The sequence below is a fragment of the Salmonella sp. 32120201201600049SM genome, from assembly GCF_017572835.1.
Taxonomy (GTDB): Bacteria; Pseudomonadota; Gammaproteobacteria; order Enterobacterales; family Enterobacteriaceae; genus Salmonella; species Salmonella enterica.
Window position 1 is genome coordinate 311651 of record NZ_JAGESA010000001.1, and the last position, 16274, is coordinate 327924.

The 16274-nt window shown below is 50.1% G+C and carries 16 protein-coding genes; 8 read left to right on the forward strand and 8 right to left on the reverse strand.

The genetic code is table 11. The features are described from left to right. The first annotated feature begins 57 nt into the window (after window positions 1-57). On the forward strand, window positions 58-246 hold the full coding sequence (locus J4650_RS01565) for a YdiH family protein (protein ID WP_001537749.1): 189 nt from the start codon (window positions 58-60) through the stop codon (window positions 244-246). 287 nt (window positions 247-533) lie between these two features. On the opposite strand, the gene J4650_RS01570 is transcribed toward J4650_RS01565, so the two are convergent. Beyond that, entirely contained in the window at window positions 534-1880 is a 1347-nt protein-coding gene (locus J4650_RS01570; RefSeq protein ID WP_023993757.1) for an L-cystine transporter, read from the reverse strand. A gap of 426 nt (window positions 1881-2306) precedes the next feature. Here J4650_RS01570 and sufA point away from each other — a divergent pair, with 426 nt between their 5' ends. From sufA to J4650_RS01605, 7 genes are all read left to right on the forward strand, one after another. Then, the gene (sufA, locus tag J4650_RS01575) at window positions 2307-2675 is read left to right on the forward strand and encodes a Fe-S cluster assembly scaffold SufA (RefSeq protein ID WP_000418970.1); all 369 of its coding nucleotides are present in this window, start codon (window positions 2307-2309) and stop codon (window positions 2673-2675) included. 8 nt (window positions 2676-2683) lie between these two features. Continuing rightward, window positions 2684-4171, forward strand: coding sequence for a Fe-S cluster assembly protein SufB (sufB, locus tag J4650_RS01580; RefSeq protein WP_000089375.1), 1488 nt, complete (start codon window positions 2684-2686; stop codon window positions 4169-4171). 16 nt (window positions 4172-4187) lie between these two features. Further along, window positions 4188-4934 carry a Fe-S cluster assembly ATPase SufC gene (sufC, locus tag J4650_RS01585; protein WP_000948902.1) on the forward strand — a complete coding sequence of 249 codons (747 nt, stop codon included), beginning with the start codon at window positions 4188-4190 and terminating at the stop codon, window positions 4932-4934. After that, window positions 4909-6180, forward strand: coding sequence for a Fe-S cluster assembly protein SufD (gene sufD / locus J4650_RS01590; protein WP_020438065.1), 1272 nt, complete (start codon window positions 4909-4911; stop codon window positions 6178-6180). Before sufC ends, sufD begins: the two co-directional genes overlap by 26 nt. Further along, on the forward strand, window positions 6177-7397 hold the full coding sequence (gene sufS / locus J4650_RS01595; RefSeq protein ID WP_023993758.1) for a cysteine desulfurase SufS: 1221 nt from the start codon (window positions 6177-6179) through the stop codon (window positions 7395-7397). The genes sufD and sufS overlap by 4 nt, the downstream gene beginning before the upstream one ends. Before the next feature lie 12 nt (window positions 7398-7409). Further along, complete coding sequence (sufE, locus tag J4650_RS01600; RefSeq protein ID WP_000729470.1) at window positions 7410-7826, forward strand: cysteine desulfuration protein SufE; 417 nt, start codon at window positions 7410-7412, stop codon at window positions 7824-7826. Window positions 7827-7980: 154 nt separating this feature from the next. Further along, window positions 7981-8982, forward strand: coding sequence for a L,D-transpeptidase family protein (locus tag J4650_RS01605; RefSeq protein WP_000817060.1), 1002 nt, complete (start codon window positions 7981-7983; stop codon window positions 8980-8982). A gap of 66 nt (window positions 8983-9048) precedes the next feature. Here the strand turns inward: J4650_RS01605 and J4650_RS01610 are convergent, their stop codons facing one another. The 7 genes from J4650_RS01610 to J4650_RS01640 form a co-directional block, all read right to left on the reverse strand. Beyond that, window positions 9049-9291 carry a major outer membrane lipoprotein gene (locus tag J4650_RS01610; protein ID WP_023993759.1) on the reverse strand — a complete coding sequence of 81 codons (243 nt, stop codon included), beginning with the start codon at window positions 9289-9291 and terminating at the stop codon, window positions 9049-9051. Window positions 9292-9373: 82 nt separating this feature from the next. Next, on the reverse strand, window positions 9374-9610 hold the full coding sequence (gene lpp, locus J4650_RS01615) for a murein lipoprotein Lpp (protein ID WP_001082307.1): 237 nt from the start codon (window positions 9608-9610) through the stop codon (window positions 9374-9376). A gap of 310 nt (window positions 9611-9920) precedes the next feature. Further along, window positions 9921-11333: a pyruvate kinase PykF gene (gene pykF, locus J4650_RS01620; protein ID WP_000751447.1), complete on the reverse strand. Its 1413-nt coding sequence runs from the start codon at window positions 11331-11333 to the stop codon at window positions 9921-9923. A gap of 401 nt (window positions 11334-11734) precedes the next feature. Next, complete coding sequence (locus tag J4650_RS01625) at window positions 11735-13078, reverse strand: APC family permease (RefSeq protein ID WP_000756089.1); 1344 nt, start codon at window positions 13076-13078, stop codon at window positions 11735-11737. Window positions 13079-13099: 21 nt separating this feature from the next. Next, window positions 13100-13993: a proline iminopeptidase-family hydrolase gene (locus J4650_RS01630; RefSeq protein ID WP_001000506.1), complete on the reverse strand. Its 894-nt coding sequence runs from the start codon at window positions 13991-13993 to the stop codon at window positions 13100-13102. A gap of 58 nt (window positions 13994-14051) precedes the next feature. Further along, window positions 14052-14789 (reverse strand): glutamine amidotransferase, encoded by a 738-nt coding sequence (locus J4650_RS01635; protein ID WP_000697195.1) that lies wholly within the window; start codon window positions 14787-14789, stop codon window positions 14052-14054. Between the two features lie 11 nt (window positions 14790-14800). Next, the gene (locus J4650_RS01640; RefSeq protein WP_000471822.1) at window positions 14801-16027 is read right to left on the reverse strand and encodes a PfkB family carbohydrate kinase; all 1227 of its coding nucleotides are present in this window, start codon (window positions 16025-16027) and stop codon (window positions 14801-14803) included. Window positions 16028-16274 lie beyond the last annotated feature (247 nt).

Below are 16274 nucleotides of genomic sequence, written 5' to 3' on the forward strand. Positions count from 1 at the left end.
AAATGTGCGCAGAAAAAGGTGATATACTGTGCACGTTTACACATAAGCGAGGATGATATGTCTACTGATTTAGACCCAACCCAACTGGCGATTGAATTTTTACGCCGTGATAAAACCGAACTTTCTCCCGCGCAGTATTTGAAGCGTTTAAAACAGCTGGAGTTAGAGTTTGCCGATCTCCTCACCCTCTCTGCAACCGAACTGAAAGAAGAGATCTATTTCGCCTGGCGGTTGGGCGTGCATTAATAAAGTCTGTGTAGGCCGGATCAGGCGTTAGCCGCCATCCGGCTATGTTACCAGGCAATCTCACCAGACACTGTCCCCAGGTAATAGATAACCCCCTTGATTTTGTTTAAAAAAAATACAGATCGCCATTTGTGCTAAAAAGGCGCGCTCTCTTTATGAGATTATTCTTATGCCCCTTCAAGAGCTAAGCCATTAAGAGTGCCGGAGATAAGCGCCGGATGGGGCCGGAACCCTTAAGCCTGTATTGAACAGACTTAAGGGTTTTTCTTTTCCGGGCGCGTAAAAAACTAAGGTCTGTCAATAACCGCTGGCATGTCGTCAGCCGTATGATTATTCAAAATACGGTTAGCCAGCACACCTGACATCATCGATCCGTTAACGTTCAGTGCCGTGCGGGCCATATCAACGATAGGTTCAATGGCAATAAAAATACCGACCAGCGCAACGGGAAAATTCAACGTCGACAGGACAATCAGCGCCGCGAACGTACCACCGCCGCCGACGCCGGCTACGCCAATAGACCCTAGCGCAATGGCAGGCAACATCGCGGCCAGAAAATGCAGCGAGAGCGGATCAATGCCGATGGTGGGCGCAATCATCGCTACCATAATAGCCGGATAAATCCCGGCGCAGCCATTTTGCCCCATACTGGAGCCAAACGAGGCGGAAATATTGGCAATGGTGCTTTGTACGCCAAATTTTTCCTGGGCGGAAATGGCCAGCGGGATAGAGGCTGCGCTGCTGCGGGAAACAAACGCAAAGGTTAAGACGGGCCAGACCATTCTGAAATAACGCGCTGGATTATTACCGCTGAGGATCAGCAAGATGGCATGCACGATAAACATCATAAAAATCGCGATGTAACAGGCGCCGATAAAACCCAGTAAGCTGGCGAATTGTTCAAAGTGGTATGATGAAAATACGGTAGTCATTAATGCCATGACGCCATAGGGCGTTAATGCAATAACGATACGTACCATCTTCATGACCCAGATCTGGATAGCGTTAATGCCTGCGCTTAATTTCTGACCTTCTTCCGGCGCCTCTTTTTTGACCTTTAACAGGGCGATCCCCGCTATTAGCGTGAAGATAACGATGCCGATAACGGAAACACTTCTGGCCCCCGTAAGATCAAGAAAAATATTAGTCGGAATCAGAGATGTCACTAACTGGGGAATCGACACCGCGGCAGTCTTATTGACTTCTTCTGTAGTTAACATTGACGGCATGTGCACAAAAGCGCTGGCGTCAAGCCCCAGTACATGGGCGGTCAGTAATCCGATAAAACCAGCAGCCATCACCAGGCATAACATGCATCCGACGATCGTCAGCGACATTTTTCCGATGCCGGCACTATTTTCCAGTTTATTGATGGCGGAAAGAATAGAAATAAAAATTAGCGGTATAGCGACCAGTTTTAACAGGTGGACGTAACCATTGCCGACGATGCTGTACCATTCGATAATAGTTTTAGTGTGATTTGCTGAAATAAAATGCAGGGATAAACCAATAACAGCCCCTAAAAAAATAGCGATAAAAACGCTTTTCGACAGGGAATCGCTTTTTTGATTAATTCTCAAGATGACCCACGAGAAAACCAAAAAAAGTTCGATATACGCGAGCGTAACAACCATATTTTAAGCCTCTTGCCTCATTCAGCACCTGAAATGCCGGAAAGAGTTTACATAAACCTATAGCTCAAACTGAGTTATAGAACCGCAGCGGATTATAAAGAGCGCAACGCCAGGTATCCATACAAAAAATGGGGTTCTGACCTCGCCGCCCGGCAATGTCGACAGCCTATTAATTAAATAGTCATTTTCTATACATCTTTTCGTTTTTGACCTGTCAGAACGGTTAATATCTTATAAATCATTACTTATCAAAAAGTTAAGTTGTTTTTTGTCCGTCGTATGACCTGGCGGACAGGGTCTATGCTTAATAAAAGGCGCTCAATATGACCATTTGTTGGAAAGCCCCTGCGGTTAATGGGTTGAAGTGATAATCATTATCACTAACATGCTGTTATATCCTGGTGATTTAGAACGCGAGGTAACTCTATGGAATTGCATTCAGACACGTTTAACCCGGAGGACTTCCCCTGGCAAGGGCTGACGCTAACGCCAGCGGCGGCAGCGCACATACGTGAACTGGCAGAAAAGCAGCCGGGCATGTTGGGCGTGCGGTTAAGCGTAAAACAGACGGGATGTGCCGGATTTGGCTATGTTCTGGATACCGTTCGGGAGCCGGATAAAGACGATCTGGTTTTTGAAGCCGAAGGCGCAAAGCTTTTCGCACCGTTACAGGCGATGCCTTTTATTGACGGAACAGAAGTGGATTACGTACAGGAAGGGCTGAACCAGTTATTTAAATTTCATAACCCCAAAGCCCAGAATGAATGCGGCTGCGGCGAAAGTTTTGGGGTATAGGCGGTACTATGTCTCGTAACACTGAAGCAACGGAAGAGGTCGGCATCTGGACAGGCGGACGCCTTAATTACAAAGAAGGATTTTTCACGCAACTACCCACTGATGAACTGGCAAAAGGCATCAGCGAAGAGGTGGTGCGCGCGATTTCCGCAAAGCGTAACGAACCTGAGTGGATGCTGGAATTTCGTCTCAATGCCTATAGAGCCTGGCTGGACATGGATGAACCGCACTGGCTGAAAGCGCACTACGATAAATTGAACTATCAGGACTACAGCTATTACTCTGCGCCATCATGCGGAAACTGCGACGATAACTGCGTTTCCCAGCCGGGAGCCGTACAGCAAACGGGCGCGAATACCTTTTTGAGTAAAGAGGTTGAAGACGCCTTCGAGCAGCTTGGCGTTCCGGTTCGCGAAGGGAAAGAGGTCGCCGTCGATGCGATTTTTGACTCGGTCTCCGTAGCGACCACATACCGTGAAAAACTGGCGGAACAGGGCATTATTTTCTGTTCTTTTGGCGAAGCGATACACGATCACCCTGACCTGGTCAGGAAATATCTTGGCACCGTCGTGCCGGGGAACGATAACTTTTTTGCCGCGCTGAATGCGGCAGTCGCTTCCGATGGGACATTTATCTATGTTCCCAAAGGCGTGCGTTGCCCAATGGAGTTATCCACCTATTTTCGCATTAACGCTGAGAAAACCGGTCAGTTTGAGCGCACGATTCTGGTGGCGGATGAAGGCAGCTATGTGAGTTATATCGAAGGCTGCTCCGCGCCCGTACGCGACAGTTATCAGCTACACGCCGCGGTAGTGGAAGTCATCATCCATAAAGATGCTGAAGTAAAATATTCCACCGTACAAAACTGGTTCCCGGGCGACAACAACACGGGCGGCATTCTGAACTTTGTGACCAAGCGGGCGTTGTGCGAAGGGGAAAACAGCAAGATGTCGTGGACCCAGTCGGAAACCGGTTCGGCGATTACCTGGAAATACCCGAGCTGCATTCTGCGCGGTGATAATTCTATCGGCGAGTTCTATTCCGTTGCGCTGACCAGTGGACATCAGCAGGCTGACACCGGCACCAAAATGATCCATATCGGTAAAAACACGCGCTCAACCATTATCTCAAAAGGCATTTCCGCCGGCCACAGCCAGAACAGCTACCGTGGGCTGGTAAAAATTATGCCGACGGCAACCAACGCCCGAAATTTCACCCAATGCGACTCCATGTTGATTGGCGCGGACTGCGGCGCGCATACGTTCCCGTATGTTGAATGCCGCAATAACAGCGCGCAGCTGGAGCACGAGGCGACAACATCACGCATCGGTGAAGATCAGCTTTTCTATTGTCTGCAACGCGGCATCAGCGAAGAAGACGCTATTTCGATGATCGTCAACGGTTTCTGCAAAGACGTTTTCTCGGAACTGCCGCTGGAGTTTGCCGTTGAAGCGCAAAAACTGCTGGCGATTAGCCTTGAGCACAGCGTCGGTTAATGATGAAGGAAAACCCATGTTAAGCATTAAAGATTTACAGGTCAGTGTGGAAGAAAAAGCGATTTTGCGTGGCCTGAATCTGGAGATTCGCCCCGGCGAAGTTCACGCCATTATGGGGCCGAACGGTTCCGGGAAAAGCACGCTCTCCGCCACCCTGGCGGGACGTGAAGATTATGAGGTCACCGGCGGCTCGGTTACGTTCAAGGGTAAAGATCTGCTTGAACTGTCGCCGGAGGAACGGGCGGGCGAAGGGATTTTTATGGCCTTCCAGTACCCGGTAGAAATCCCCGGCGTCAGTAACCAGTTTTTCCTGCAAACCGCGCTGAATGCCGTGCGCGCCTACCGCGGGCAGGCGTCGTTGGATCGCTTTGATTTTCAGGATCTGATGGAAGAAAAGATCGCATTGCTGAAAATGCCGGAAGATTTACTGACCCGTTCGGTAAACGTCGGTTTTTCCGGCGGGGAGAAAAAGCGCAATGATATTTTGCAAATGGCGGTGCTGGAGCCGGAACTGTGCATCCTTGATGAGTCTGACTCCGGACTGGATATCGATGCGTTGAAAATTGTGGCGGAAGGCGTCAACGCGTTACGCGACGATAAACGCGCTTTTATTATCGTGACCCACTATCAGCGCATACTGGACTACATCAAGCCTGATTACGTCCATGTCCTCTATCAGGGGCGAATTGTCCGATCCGGCGATTTTACTCTGGTCAAACAACTGGAGGAGCAGGGTTATGGCTGGCTTACCGAACAGCAGTAAAGCGCTACAGCAATGGCAGCATCTCTTTGAAGAAAAAGGAGAAAGTCGAACTGAGCAGGCAAGACAACATTTACAACAGATGTTACGTCTGGGATTGCCGACGCGTAAACATGAAGACTGGAAATACACGCCGCTGGAGGGCTTAACCCATAGCCAGTTTATCCAGCAGTGTGTGACTATCAGCGCCGCACAGCGTGATGCGCTGGCGCTGCAAATCGATGCCGTGCGGCTGGTGTTTGTCGATGGTCGGTTTATGCCAGAGCTCAGTGATAGCACGCAAAACAGCGGATTTGACGTTAGCGTCAGGGATGAGCGCCAGACGCTTGCCGCGCCGGTACAGCCTGAGGTTTTTCTGCATCTGACGGAAAGCCTGGCGCAATGTGTCACGTATATACAGGTACGGCGAAATCAGCGTCCGACCAGGCCGCTACTGTTAATGCATATCACGCAGGGCGTGGATGGCGACGAGCTGAACACCGCGCATTATCGCCACCATCTGGCGCTGGCGGAAGGCGCGGAAGCGACGGTTATTGAGCATTATGTCAGCCTTACAGCGGCAAAACATTTTACCGGCGCGCGTCTGACGATGAACGTTGCAGACAATGCGCAACTGCGTCATATCAAACTGGCGTTTGAAAATGCGTCCAGCTATCACTTTGCGCATAACGATCTTCTGCTGGCGACAGACGCCTCGGCGTTTAGCCACAGTTTTCTGCTGGGCGCCGCAGTACTACGTCACCACAGCAGCTCACAACTGAATGGTGAAAACGCGACGCTTCGACTGAATAGTCTGGCGATGCCGGTGAAAAATGAAGTCTGCGATACGCGGACATGGCTGGAACATAACAAAGGCTACTGTAACAGCCGCCAGTTGCACAAGACCATCGTCAGCGACAAAGGACGCGCGGTCTTTAATGGCCTGATTAACGTGGCGCAACACGCCATTAAAACCGACGGCCAGATGACCAATAATAACCTGTTGTTGGGGAAACTGGCTGAAGTCGATACCAAACCGCAATTAGAGATCTATGCCGATGACGTGAAGTGCAGCCACGGCGCGACGATCGGGCGTATTGACGATGAGCAGATGTTTTATCTGCAATCACGCGGCATCAGGCAGCAGGAGGCGCGGCACATGATTCTTTACGCGTTTGCCGCAGAGTTAACGGAAGCTATCCATGATAGCGCCCTTAAACAGCAGGTGCTGGCGCGAATCGGCCAGCGACTGCCCGGAGGCCTGGTATGACATTTCCTGTAGAAAAAGTACGGGCGGATTTTCCCATACTGCAGCGTGAAGTTAACGGCCTGCCGCTGGCTTACCTGGACAGCGCAGCCAGCGCTCAAAAACCTAATCAGGTGATTGATGCTGAATCTGCCTTCTACCGTCACGGCTATGCTGCGGTACATCGGGGTATCCATACGTTAAGCGCGCAGGCGACCGAAAGCATGGAGAATGTGCGTAAGCAGGCGTCGCGGTTTATTAACGCCCGCTCCGCAGAAGAACTGGTGTTCGTGCGCGGTACGACGGAGGGCATTAACCTTGTCGCCAACAGTTGGGGAACGGAAAATATTCGCGCCGGGGATAACATTATCATCAGCGAGATGGAGCATCACGCCAACATCGTTCCCTGGCAGATGCTGTGCGAGCGCAAAGGCGCTGAACTGCGCGTGATCCCATTGCATCCTGACGGTACGCTGCGGCTGGAGACCTTAGCTGCGCTGTTCGATGACCGGACCCGACTGCTGGCCATTACCCATGTTTCCAATGTGCTGGGGACGGAAAACCCACTGCCGGACATGATTGCGCTGGCGCGCCAGCATGGAGCGAAAGTGCTGGTGGATGGCGCCCAGGCCGTGATGCACCATGCAGTTGACGTCCAGGCGCTGGACTGCGATTTTTACGTTTTCTCCGGCCATAAACTTTACGGGCCGACCGGCATCGGTATTCTGTATGTTAAAGAGGCGTTGCTGCAAGAAATGCCGCCGTGGGAAGGGGGCGGGTCGATGATCTCGACCGTCAGCCTGACGCAGGTAACGACATGGGCGAAAGCGCCCTGGCGTTTTGAGGCGGGAACGCCGAATACTGGCGGCATCATCGGTCTCGGCGCGGCGATTGACTATGTGACGTCGCTGGGACTGGATAAGATTGGCGATTATGAGCAGATGCTGATGCGCTATGCGCTGGAGCAACTGGCGCAGGTGCCTGATATCACGCTATATGGCCCGGCGCAGCGGTTGGGTGTCATCGCGTTTAATCTGGGTAAACACCATGCTTACGACGTCGGCAGCTTTCTTGATAATTACGGCATCGCGGTACGAACGGGGCATCACTGCGCGATGCCGCTCATGGCCTGGTATGGCGTGCCGGCAATGTGCCGGGCTTCGCTGGCGATGTATAACACCCATGAAGAAGTGGACCGACTGGTGGCAGGATTAACGCGTATCCACCGCTTATTGGGATAACAGTGAGGTTTTATGGCTGCGCTACCGGATAAAGAAAAATTGCTGCGTAACTTTACGCGTTGCGCTAATTGGGAAGAGAAATATTTATATATTATTGAGTTGGGGCAGCGCCTGGCGGAGTTAAATCCGCAGGATCGCAATCCGCAAAATACGATTCATGGCTGTCAGAGCCAGGTGTGGATCGTGATGCGGCGAAACGCCAACGGCATTATCGAATTGCAGGGCGACAGCGACGCGGCGATCGTTAAAGGCCTTATGGCGGTGGTATTTATTTTGTACCACCAGATGACGGCGCAGGATATTGTGCATTTTGATGTCCGGCCATGGTTCGAAAAAATGGCGCTTACACAGCACCTCACGCCTTCTCGTTCTCAGGGGCTGGAAGCAATGATTCGCGCAATTCGCGCTAAGGCCGCCACTCTTAGCTAAACTGTACAGACAGCGTTCTACCTGATGTCAAATCCTTTGTCGGACGGCGACGTCGCTTTATCCAGAGTGGACAGAGCGTATATTTTGTTGTTCTGATAAGCGAAGCGCTACCAGTGGTCGCAGAGGGCATCACCAGGAATACAGGAGGTTTGGTATGAAACGTGCGTCTTTCATTACGCTAACTATTATCGGCGCGTATAGCGCGTTACAGGCAGCCTGGGCGGTTGATTATCCATTACCGCCCGAAGGCAGCCGTCTTATTGGTCAGAATCAAACCTATACCGTACAGGAAGGTGATAAAAACCTGCAGGCTATCGCCCGGCGTTTTGATACGGCGGCGATGCTCATCCTTGAAGCGAACAATACGATTGCGCCGGTGCCTAAGCCCGGTACGCTAATTACCATTCCCTCACAGATGCTATTGCCGGATGCGCCCAGGGAAGGCGTCATCGTCAACCTCGCGGAGCTACGGTTGTATTATTACCCGCCGGGAGAAAACCGCGTTCAGGTGTATCCCATCGGCATCGGTTTGCAGGGACTGGAAACTCCCGTCATGGATACCCGGATAGGGCAAAAGATCCCCAACCCGACGTGGACGCCGACGGCGGGCATACGCCAACGTTCGCTTGAGCGGGGGATCACGCTGCCACCGGTGATCCCTGCCGGGCCAAATAACCCGCTGGGACGCTATGCGCTGCGTCTGGCGCACGGTAATGGGGAATATCTCATTCATGGCACCAGCGCGCCGGATAGCGTGGGTCTGCGCGTGAGTTCCGGTTGCATTCGCATGAACGCGCCGGACATCAAGGCGTTATTTGCGCAGGTCAGAACGGGGACGCCGGTAAAAGTGATTAACCAGCCGGTGAAATTCTCTGTCGAGCCGAATGGCATTCGTTATGTAGAGGTACACAGGCCGCTATCGCCGGAAGAAGAGCAAAACGTGCAGACGATGCCCTACGTGTTGCCTGCGGAATTTACCGCGTTCAGAAACGCACAAGGGGTGGATAGTCGCCTGGTCGATAAGGCGCTATACCGGCGAGCCGGGTATCCAGTCAGCGTGAGCGCCGGGCAGACGCCAGCGGTAAATACGACCGCAGTCGAATCCGCTCAGAACGGTTTTGTCGGAGAAGAGGGGCAAACGCGCGTCACGCAGTAGCCTTCGCAGCAAACGACGGACAAAAAAATGGCGCACGATGTGCGCCATTTTATATCGTGCGTCAAATTACTTACGGACGTGGGATACTACTTTGTTGTCCAGACGCTGGTTCGCGCGAGCAGCATCGTCTTTAGCAGCCTGAACGTCGGAACGCATTGCATTTACGTCATTACTCAGTTGCTCAACTTTAGCGCTCAGCGTCTGTACATCGGAAGACAACTGATCGATTTTAGCGTTGCTTGAACAACCTGCCAGTAACGTGGAACCCAGAACTGCTGCACCTAAGATCAGCTTGTTAGTGCGGTTCATAACAATAACATTATATTTTGTGTGGTTATATAGGTAAAAAAAATGGCGCACATCGTGCGCCATTTTTATTACGCAGGTACTATTACTTACGGTATTTAGTAGCCTGGTTGTCCAGACGCTGGTTAGCGCGAGCTGCGTCGTCTTTAGCAGCCTGAACGTCGGAACGCATTGCGTTCACGTCGTTGCTCAGCTGGTCAACTTTAGCGTTCAGAGTCTGAACGTCAGAAGACAGCTGATCGATTTTAGCGTTGCTGGAGCAACCAGCCAGCAGAGTAGAACCCAGGATTACCGCGCCCAGTACCAGTTTAGTACGATTCATTATTAATACCCTCTAGATTGAGTTAATCTCCATGTAGCGTTACAAGTATTACACAAACTTTTTTATGTTGAGAATATTTTTTTGATGGGAATGCACTTATTTTTGATCGTTCGCTCAAAGAAGCATCGAAATGCATGAAAGTCCCTAAAAAACCGAAAGAAAACAGGGGGCTTCCATCGGATTCTTCTTAGATAATCCGCAATTAGATAGTAAAATCCGATTTGATTTTTTTATTAATAGTGGCTATCGATTAAATAAAAAAAGCGCCGGAAGGGCGCTTTTTTAAACAAATTAATTCACACAACAATTATTACAGTACGTGAACAGAGGCGGTGTTAGTGGTGCCGCTTGGAACCAGCGCGCCGGAGACCATCACTACGACGTCGCCTTTCTGGGCGAGGCCGCTTTGCAGGGCGACATCTTTGCCCAGACGGTAGAAATCATCAGTAGAATTGATTTCTTTCACCAGCTGCGATACCACGCCTTTGCTCAGTACTAACTGACGGGCGGTCACTTCATTGGTGGTCAATGCCAGGATGGTGGCGTCCGGGAAGTATTTACGCACGGCGCGAGCGGATTTACCGCCCTGGGTCGCTACCACGATCAGCGGCGCTTCCAGTTTTTCGGCGGTTTCTACCGCACCGCGGCATACCGCTTCCGTAATGCGCAGTTTACGGCTGTCGTTGTTGTAGTCCAGACGGCTGTTCATGACGCGGTCGGTACGTTCGCAGATGGTCGCCATGATAGAAACGGCTTCCAGCGGGTATTTCCCTTTTGCGGATTCGCCGGACAGCATAACCGCATCCGTACCGTCGAGGATGGCGTTCGCTACGTCGCCTGCTTCTGCGCGGGTCGGACGCGGGTTTTTGATCATAGAATCCAGCATCTGAGTCGCGGTGATCACGACTTTACGTGCGCGGATACATTTTTCGATCATCATTTTCTGCGCAAAAATCACTTCTTCAACCGGGATTTCTACGCCCAGGTCACCACGCGCAACCATGATGCCGTCGGAAGCTTCGAGAATTTCATCGAAGTTGTTCAGGCCTTCCTGGTTTTCGATCTTAGAGATAATCTGGATGTTTTCGCCGCCGTGGGCTTTCAGATGCTCGCGAATTTCGACAACGTCAGAACGTTTACGGATAAAGGACGCAGCAACAAAGTCAACGCCCTGTTCGCAACCGAAGATCAGGTCCTGTTTGTCTTTTTCAGCCAGCGCCGGCAGAGCAATAGAAACGCCCGGCAGGTTAACGCCTTTGTTCTCGCCCAGATCGCCGTTGTTCAGCACCTTACAAATGACTTTATTGCCTTCGATGGCGGTCACTTCCATACCGATCAGACCATCGTCAACCAGGACGGTGTTGCCAACGCTCAGGTCGCTGGTGAAGCCTTCATAGGTGACGGCAACGATTTCATTATTACCGACCACGGATTTGTCGGTGGTAAAAGTGAAGGTTTGACCCGCTTTCAGCGAAACGTCGTTACCGCCTTCCAGTTTAATGGTGCGGATTTCTGGTCCTTTAGTATCAAGCAGAATAGCGGCTTTTTTCCCGGTTTTGCTCATCACGTTGCGCAAGTTCTGGATACGCTGACCGTGTTCTGCATAATCGCCATGAGAGAAGTTCAGACGCATCACGTTCATGCCCGCGTCCAGCATTTTGCTTAACATCTCTTCGGATTCGGTTTTCGGACCGATAGTACAAACAATTTTCGTCTTTTTCATGACAGTCTTAGTCTTTAAGTTGAGGAGGATATGGAAATCTGGCTTCGGGCGCGCACGGCCCGGAAGCTAAGCCTGTGTTGCTAAAGTGATGATGCCTCGCTCTAAGGATAGGTGACATCGAAAGAGCGTGCAGAGGAATGTGTGCTCGCGTTTCAGCCCAACGGGAAGGGGATAATTTTAGTCGTTGAGTTTTACAGTCCAATGCGCTGAAACCATTCAAGAGACAATTGGCGCGCATTATACGCTGAAATTTACAAAAAAGGAAAATGAAAACCCTGTTTCAAAAGACATCTGTGCAGATCCACAACGGTTTGTTATTACGCTGTTTACGATGTCGCTGGCGATAACGCCGCCCGAACAGGGGCGGCGTTGCGCAACAGTGGGTGTTGTTGCGCATAATGTCAATCGAGCAACTTTTTGCCTTCCAGGTCGATGGCGATGTTTTGGTTGTGTGCTTTTCGATAGCACAGAATCGCTATCCCGATCGCCGCCCAGCTAATTCCGAGTATCAGAGCGTGAATGTTCATGTTTAAACAGACGTAGCCGATGACGATCATCCCCATGATCGGCGAAATGACATGGGCGAAAATGCGCCGCTGGGCTTTCATCCGAAAATTGAACAGGATAAACACACACAGGTTCACGACAAAAAAAGCGAAAAGCGCGCCAAAGTTCACCAGCGTGGAGATAGATTCAATCTTGCCGGAAAACAGGTAGCTGAGCAGCAGGGTGACGCCGCCGGTAAACAGAATGGCATAATCCGGCGTTTTACGCGTGGTATGGACGTGAGCGAGGAAGGCGGGCAACATTCGGTCACGCCCCATTGAAAATAGCACTCTGGACACCGCCGTTTGCGCGGTAATAATGTTGCCGACGGCGCACACAAACGCCACAATGATGGAAAATGCCACTTTGAGCCAGATACCGCCAACGTTGCCGGCAATGGTGAAAAATGCTTCATTCGTCGCATTACCTTCCGCGAAGCGGTCGACGTTACCGGTGGCGAACGCCGCAAACGCCACAACGATAATAAACAGTACTGTCGCCAAAACTAACGCCAACAGCGTTGCTTTACTGACGGCGCGCCCCCCGCCTTCGCTTTCTTCACTTAATGTACTGATAGCGTCAAAGCCGAGAAAGTTCAGCGCAGCCACCGAAATCGCCGTCGCGATGAGCCCTGGGGTGAACCACTGTGAATCGAAAAAAGGCCGGAAGGAAAGCGTTATCTGACTACTGTCCAGCAGCATCAGACGGACAATGAGTAGCACGAAAATCGCCAGAATACCGAGTTGAATAAAGACCAGTAACTTATCGAATTTCGCCGTTTGCTGTATCCCGAGATAGTTGACTCCGGTGCCAATAGCCACATAAATCAACGGCCAGACCCAGACCGGAATTTGCGGTAAAATAGCGTGGACCGCGACGCCGCCCAGCACTGCCACGAGCGTAGGGAACAAAAGATAATCCAGCAGTAATATCCATCCGGTCAGAAACCCTACGGCGGGATTAATGCATACGCCAGCATACGCATAGGCCGAACCCGACGAGGAGATATGCTGCGATAAGGTAGAGTAGCTGTACGCGGTAAAAAACATCGCGATAGCGCCAATAATATAAACCAGCGCAACCATACCGTGCGAAAGATTATAAACGACGCCATAAAGAGAGACTGGCGCGATAGGCACCATAAACACCAGACCATAAAGCACTAAATCGGTAAGAGACAATTTTTTGACTTTTTTCATGATAAATACCTTAATGGCTTTTTATGCCAGATCGCGTAAAAACGCGCTTACCGCTGCGAGGCAGGGCGCGATATTTTCTTCATGCGGGTTATGGCTGCTGCCAGGAATAGTGACCGCGCGGCAGTCTGAAATGTGAGAGAGCAGCGGAGAGACGACGCGCTCGGTTGCCTGATCGTTTTCGCCGCGTAGTACCAGAACAGGACAGCGTATCTGGCACAAATGGGGCGTAATATCCCAGTCGGCAAGTTTGCCATTTGCCGCCAGTTCATTGGTTCCCCATAAAATGTGATAACCCGTAGGGTCGGCGGCGAACTGCGCATTAGATCGCTGAACATGAACGGCTTCTTCCGCGAGGGTATAAACGTGCCTGGCATAATAAGCGACCAGCTGTTCCGGTGGGTTTTGATAAATGACGGCGGGCATAATGACGTTTTTGATATCGTCATCGGACATTGGCGTCAGAGCGTTAAAGAGCCGTATGGCTTCCTGTTGCCACAGGGCGATACTGGCCGGCGAACTGGCCAGTATCGTCCCGCGAAGCCCGGCAGGCTGTAAGCAGGCGTGCTCTGCGGCAAGCATTCCGCCCCAGGAATGTCCCAGTATCGAATACCCTTGTCCGATACCCAGGTGATTAATTAATTGGGTTAATTGACGGAGATAACGCGCAATAGTCCAGAAAGACGCGTCGGCATGAGGAAAATGCGTTGAACGACCGCAGCCATATTGATCGTAAAATATTACCATGCGCCCGTCATCAGCCAGATGGCGATAATTTAATAAATAATCAAAGCCGCCAGAAGGGCCGCCGTGAAGGATAATGAGCGGCGTGAGTAATGATTTTCTGTCTCCATAAATCCGATAGCTTGTCAATATGTTTTCAGAAAACATTTCGCCATAGAGATAAGTATCATTCATATTCTTAATGACTCAGTGTGTGGCAGGGCAGGCGAAATTTATATTCGCCTGGGTAATATTATTTTTTTATTGTGTGTAAAACATTACACCAGAAGGTGGCGTAATGTTCCCATTGCAGAAACTGCGGGCTTCCCCAGTGCGGTGAACAATCACTGGCAAAGCAACATACTTTCCCTTTATGGTAAGTACCCATAACTAACAGTGGATCGCCATTAATTTCAGCAAGGACTTGACTATTTTCTTTGGCGATAAGCTTGTTATAGCCCAATAGCGGCGGCCATTCGCTAAATGGCTGGGTAATAACATGCTCTACCGCAGTATTTACTGCTTTACATCCTTGCGGTAGTTCTACGCGGTCATCTACATCCAGCATATCAACCGGCAATACCTCCGCCAGAACCGTATTTTTATAATTGGCTTTTGCTTCTATTCCCGTAAAGGATAAATACCCGCCGATCATCAACAGACCGCCGCCCTCAGCAACATAATCGGCGATAAGTTGTAATGCATCAGGAATAATGTCCATATTATAAAACGTTCTGTTTTGTAGCAGGAACGTATTGCTACCGATATCACTGATGACGATCGCATCATAGCAGGCTAATGCTTCGGCGGTTTGTGGAAAACGAGTTTGCACAATATGGGCAGGCATGTAGTCCACATCGATATTACTCTGGCGTAAGCAGGATAATAAATAGTCTGCGCCTTCTTCGTATTTGCTCGATGTAAAGCTATCAAAACCTTTAGAGTGAATCATATGAATGTGCCAGGATTCGCCAATAAATAAAATTTTCATTATGTCACCTGTTAATTAATGTGAATGACTTTATTAGATTGGGTACGCATTCGATGTAAAACCTGCAAGTGCTGAGGCATACTCGACGCACCGACTTGTTCCACCGCCAGAGAAGCGAAAGCGGAGGCATATTGAATGGCTGCGACCATATCTGCTTGTCGCGCCAGCGCGGCGGCTAAGGCGCCATTAAAAGCGTCACCGGCCCCGGCGGCATCTTTTACCACGGCGCTCCACGCAGGAATATACAACGTGCGGGCGTGCTCACAGAGCAGAGAGCCACGGGCGCCAAGGGTAATGATGACTTTTTTCACCCCGGATTGCAGAATAATATTTCCGGCTTTTTTCGCATCATTAATATCAGTAATGGTTACGCCGGATAAAAAAGAGGCTTCAGTTTCATTCGGCGTGATGATGTCAATATCAGATAATAAATGCGTCACCTGTTTCGTATAGGGGGCAGGATTGAGCATGATCATTTTATTTTCTTGTTTGCCCAGGCGAATAAATTCAGTCAACGCTTCAATGTTCGTTTCGAGCTGCATTAACATAACGTCAGACTCGGCGATATAACGGTGTTGCTCGTTAATCTCTTGCGTGGTGAGCATCATATTGGCGCCAGGGTAGATGGCGATAATATTATCGCCATCCACGGCGGAGACATAGATCAATGCGCTACCGGTGGGCGCTTTATCTGTTTGATACGCGCTGTATGAGGTGATGCCTGATTGAATAATATGATTCATAGCAAATGCGCTGAACTGATCTTTACCCACTTTAAAAATAAAATGCGCCGCAGCGCCGGCATTGTTTGCCGCTAAAGCCTGGTTGGCTCCTTTACCGCCAGGATAGAATCCAAATTGACTGGCCAGAATGGATTCTCCGCTTTGTGGAAACCACGGCACGGTTGCTGAAACATCAATATTGAAGGAGCCTAAAACACACACCTTGCCTGCTTTTTTTGTGTTTTCCCGGCGCAGTTTTGCATCCTGATGGATTGGCGTGGCGATAGTACTGGAGATATCAATCTTATTTTCAGTGATAAGCTTACTCAGCGCGTCACGGTTTAAAATCCCTCCGCCATAGCAACGCTGAAGCATACCTGATTTCTGGAAATAGCGTAGATCGGAACGAATAGTCTCCTGGCTAACCTTATAAAGGTCTGAAAGTTTACTGACGCTAACACTATTATCCTTTATCAGTAAATTAATGATGGCATGACGTCTTTCTTCTTTAAACATATTGCCTCCGGGTAGTGAGTTGAATTGTATTTATGGCAATGTTGTCATGCGGTGAATTCAATCACAGATTATGCGGTCAACCGGAAGTAACCCCAAATGAATGTCAATAATCAGAAGCGCAGCCAATGTGTTAAATATTAATTGCTTACAGAAGGGGAAAATAGTTTTGTGAGTGTTGTCATATATTTTCTATGTAATATGACGGGGTGAACGTAAAATAGTTGGGCTTGCACGATTCAGTGAGTAT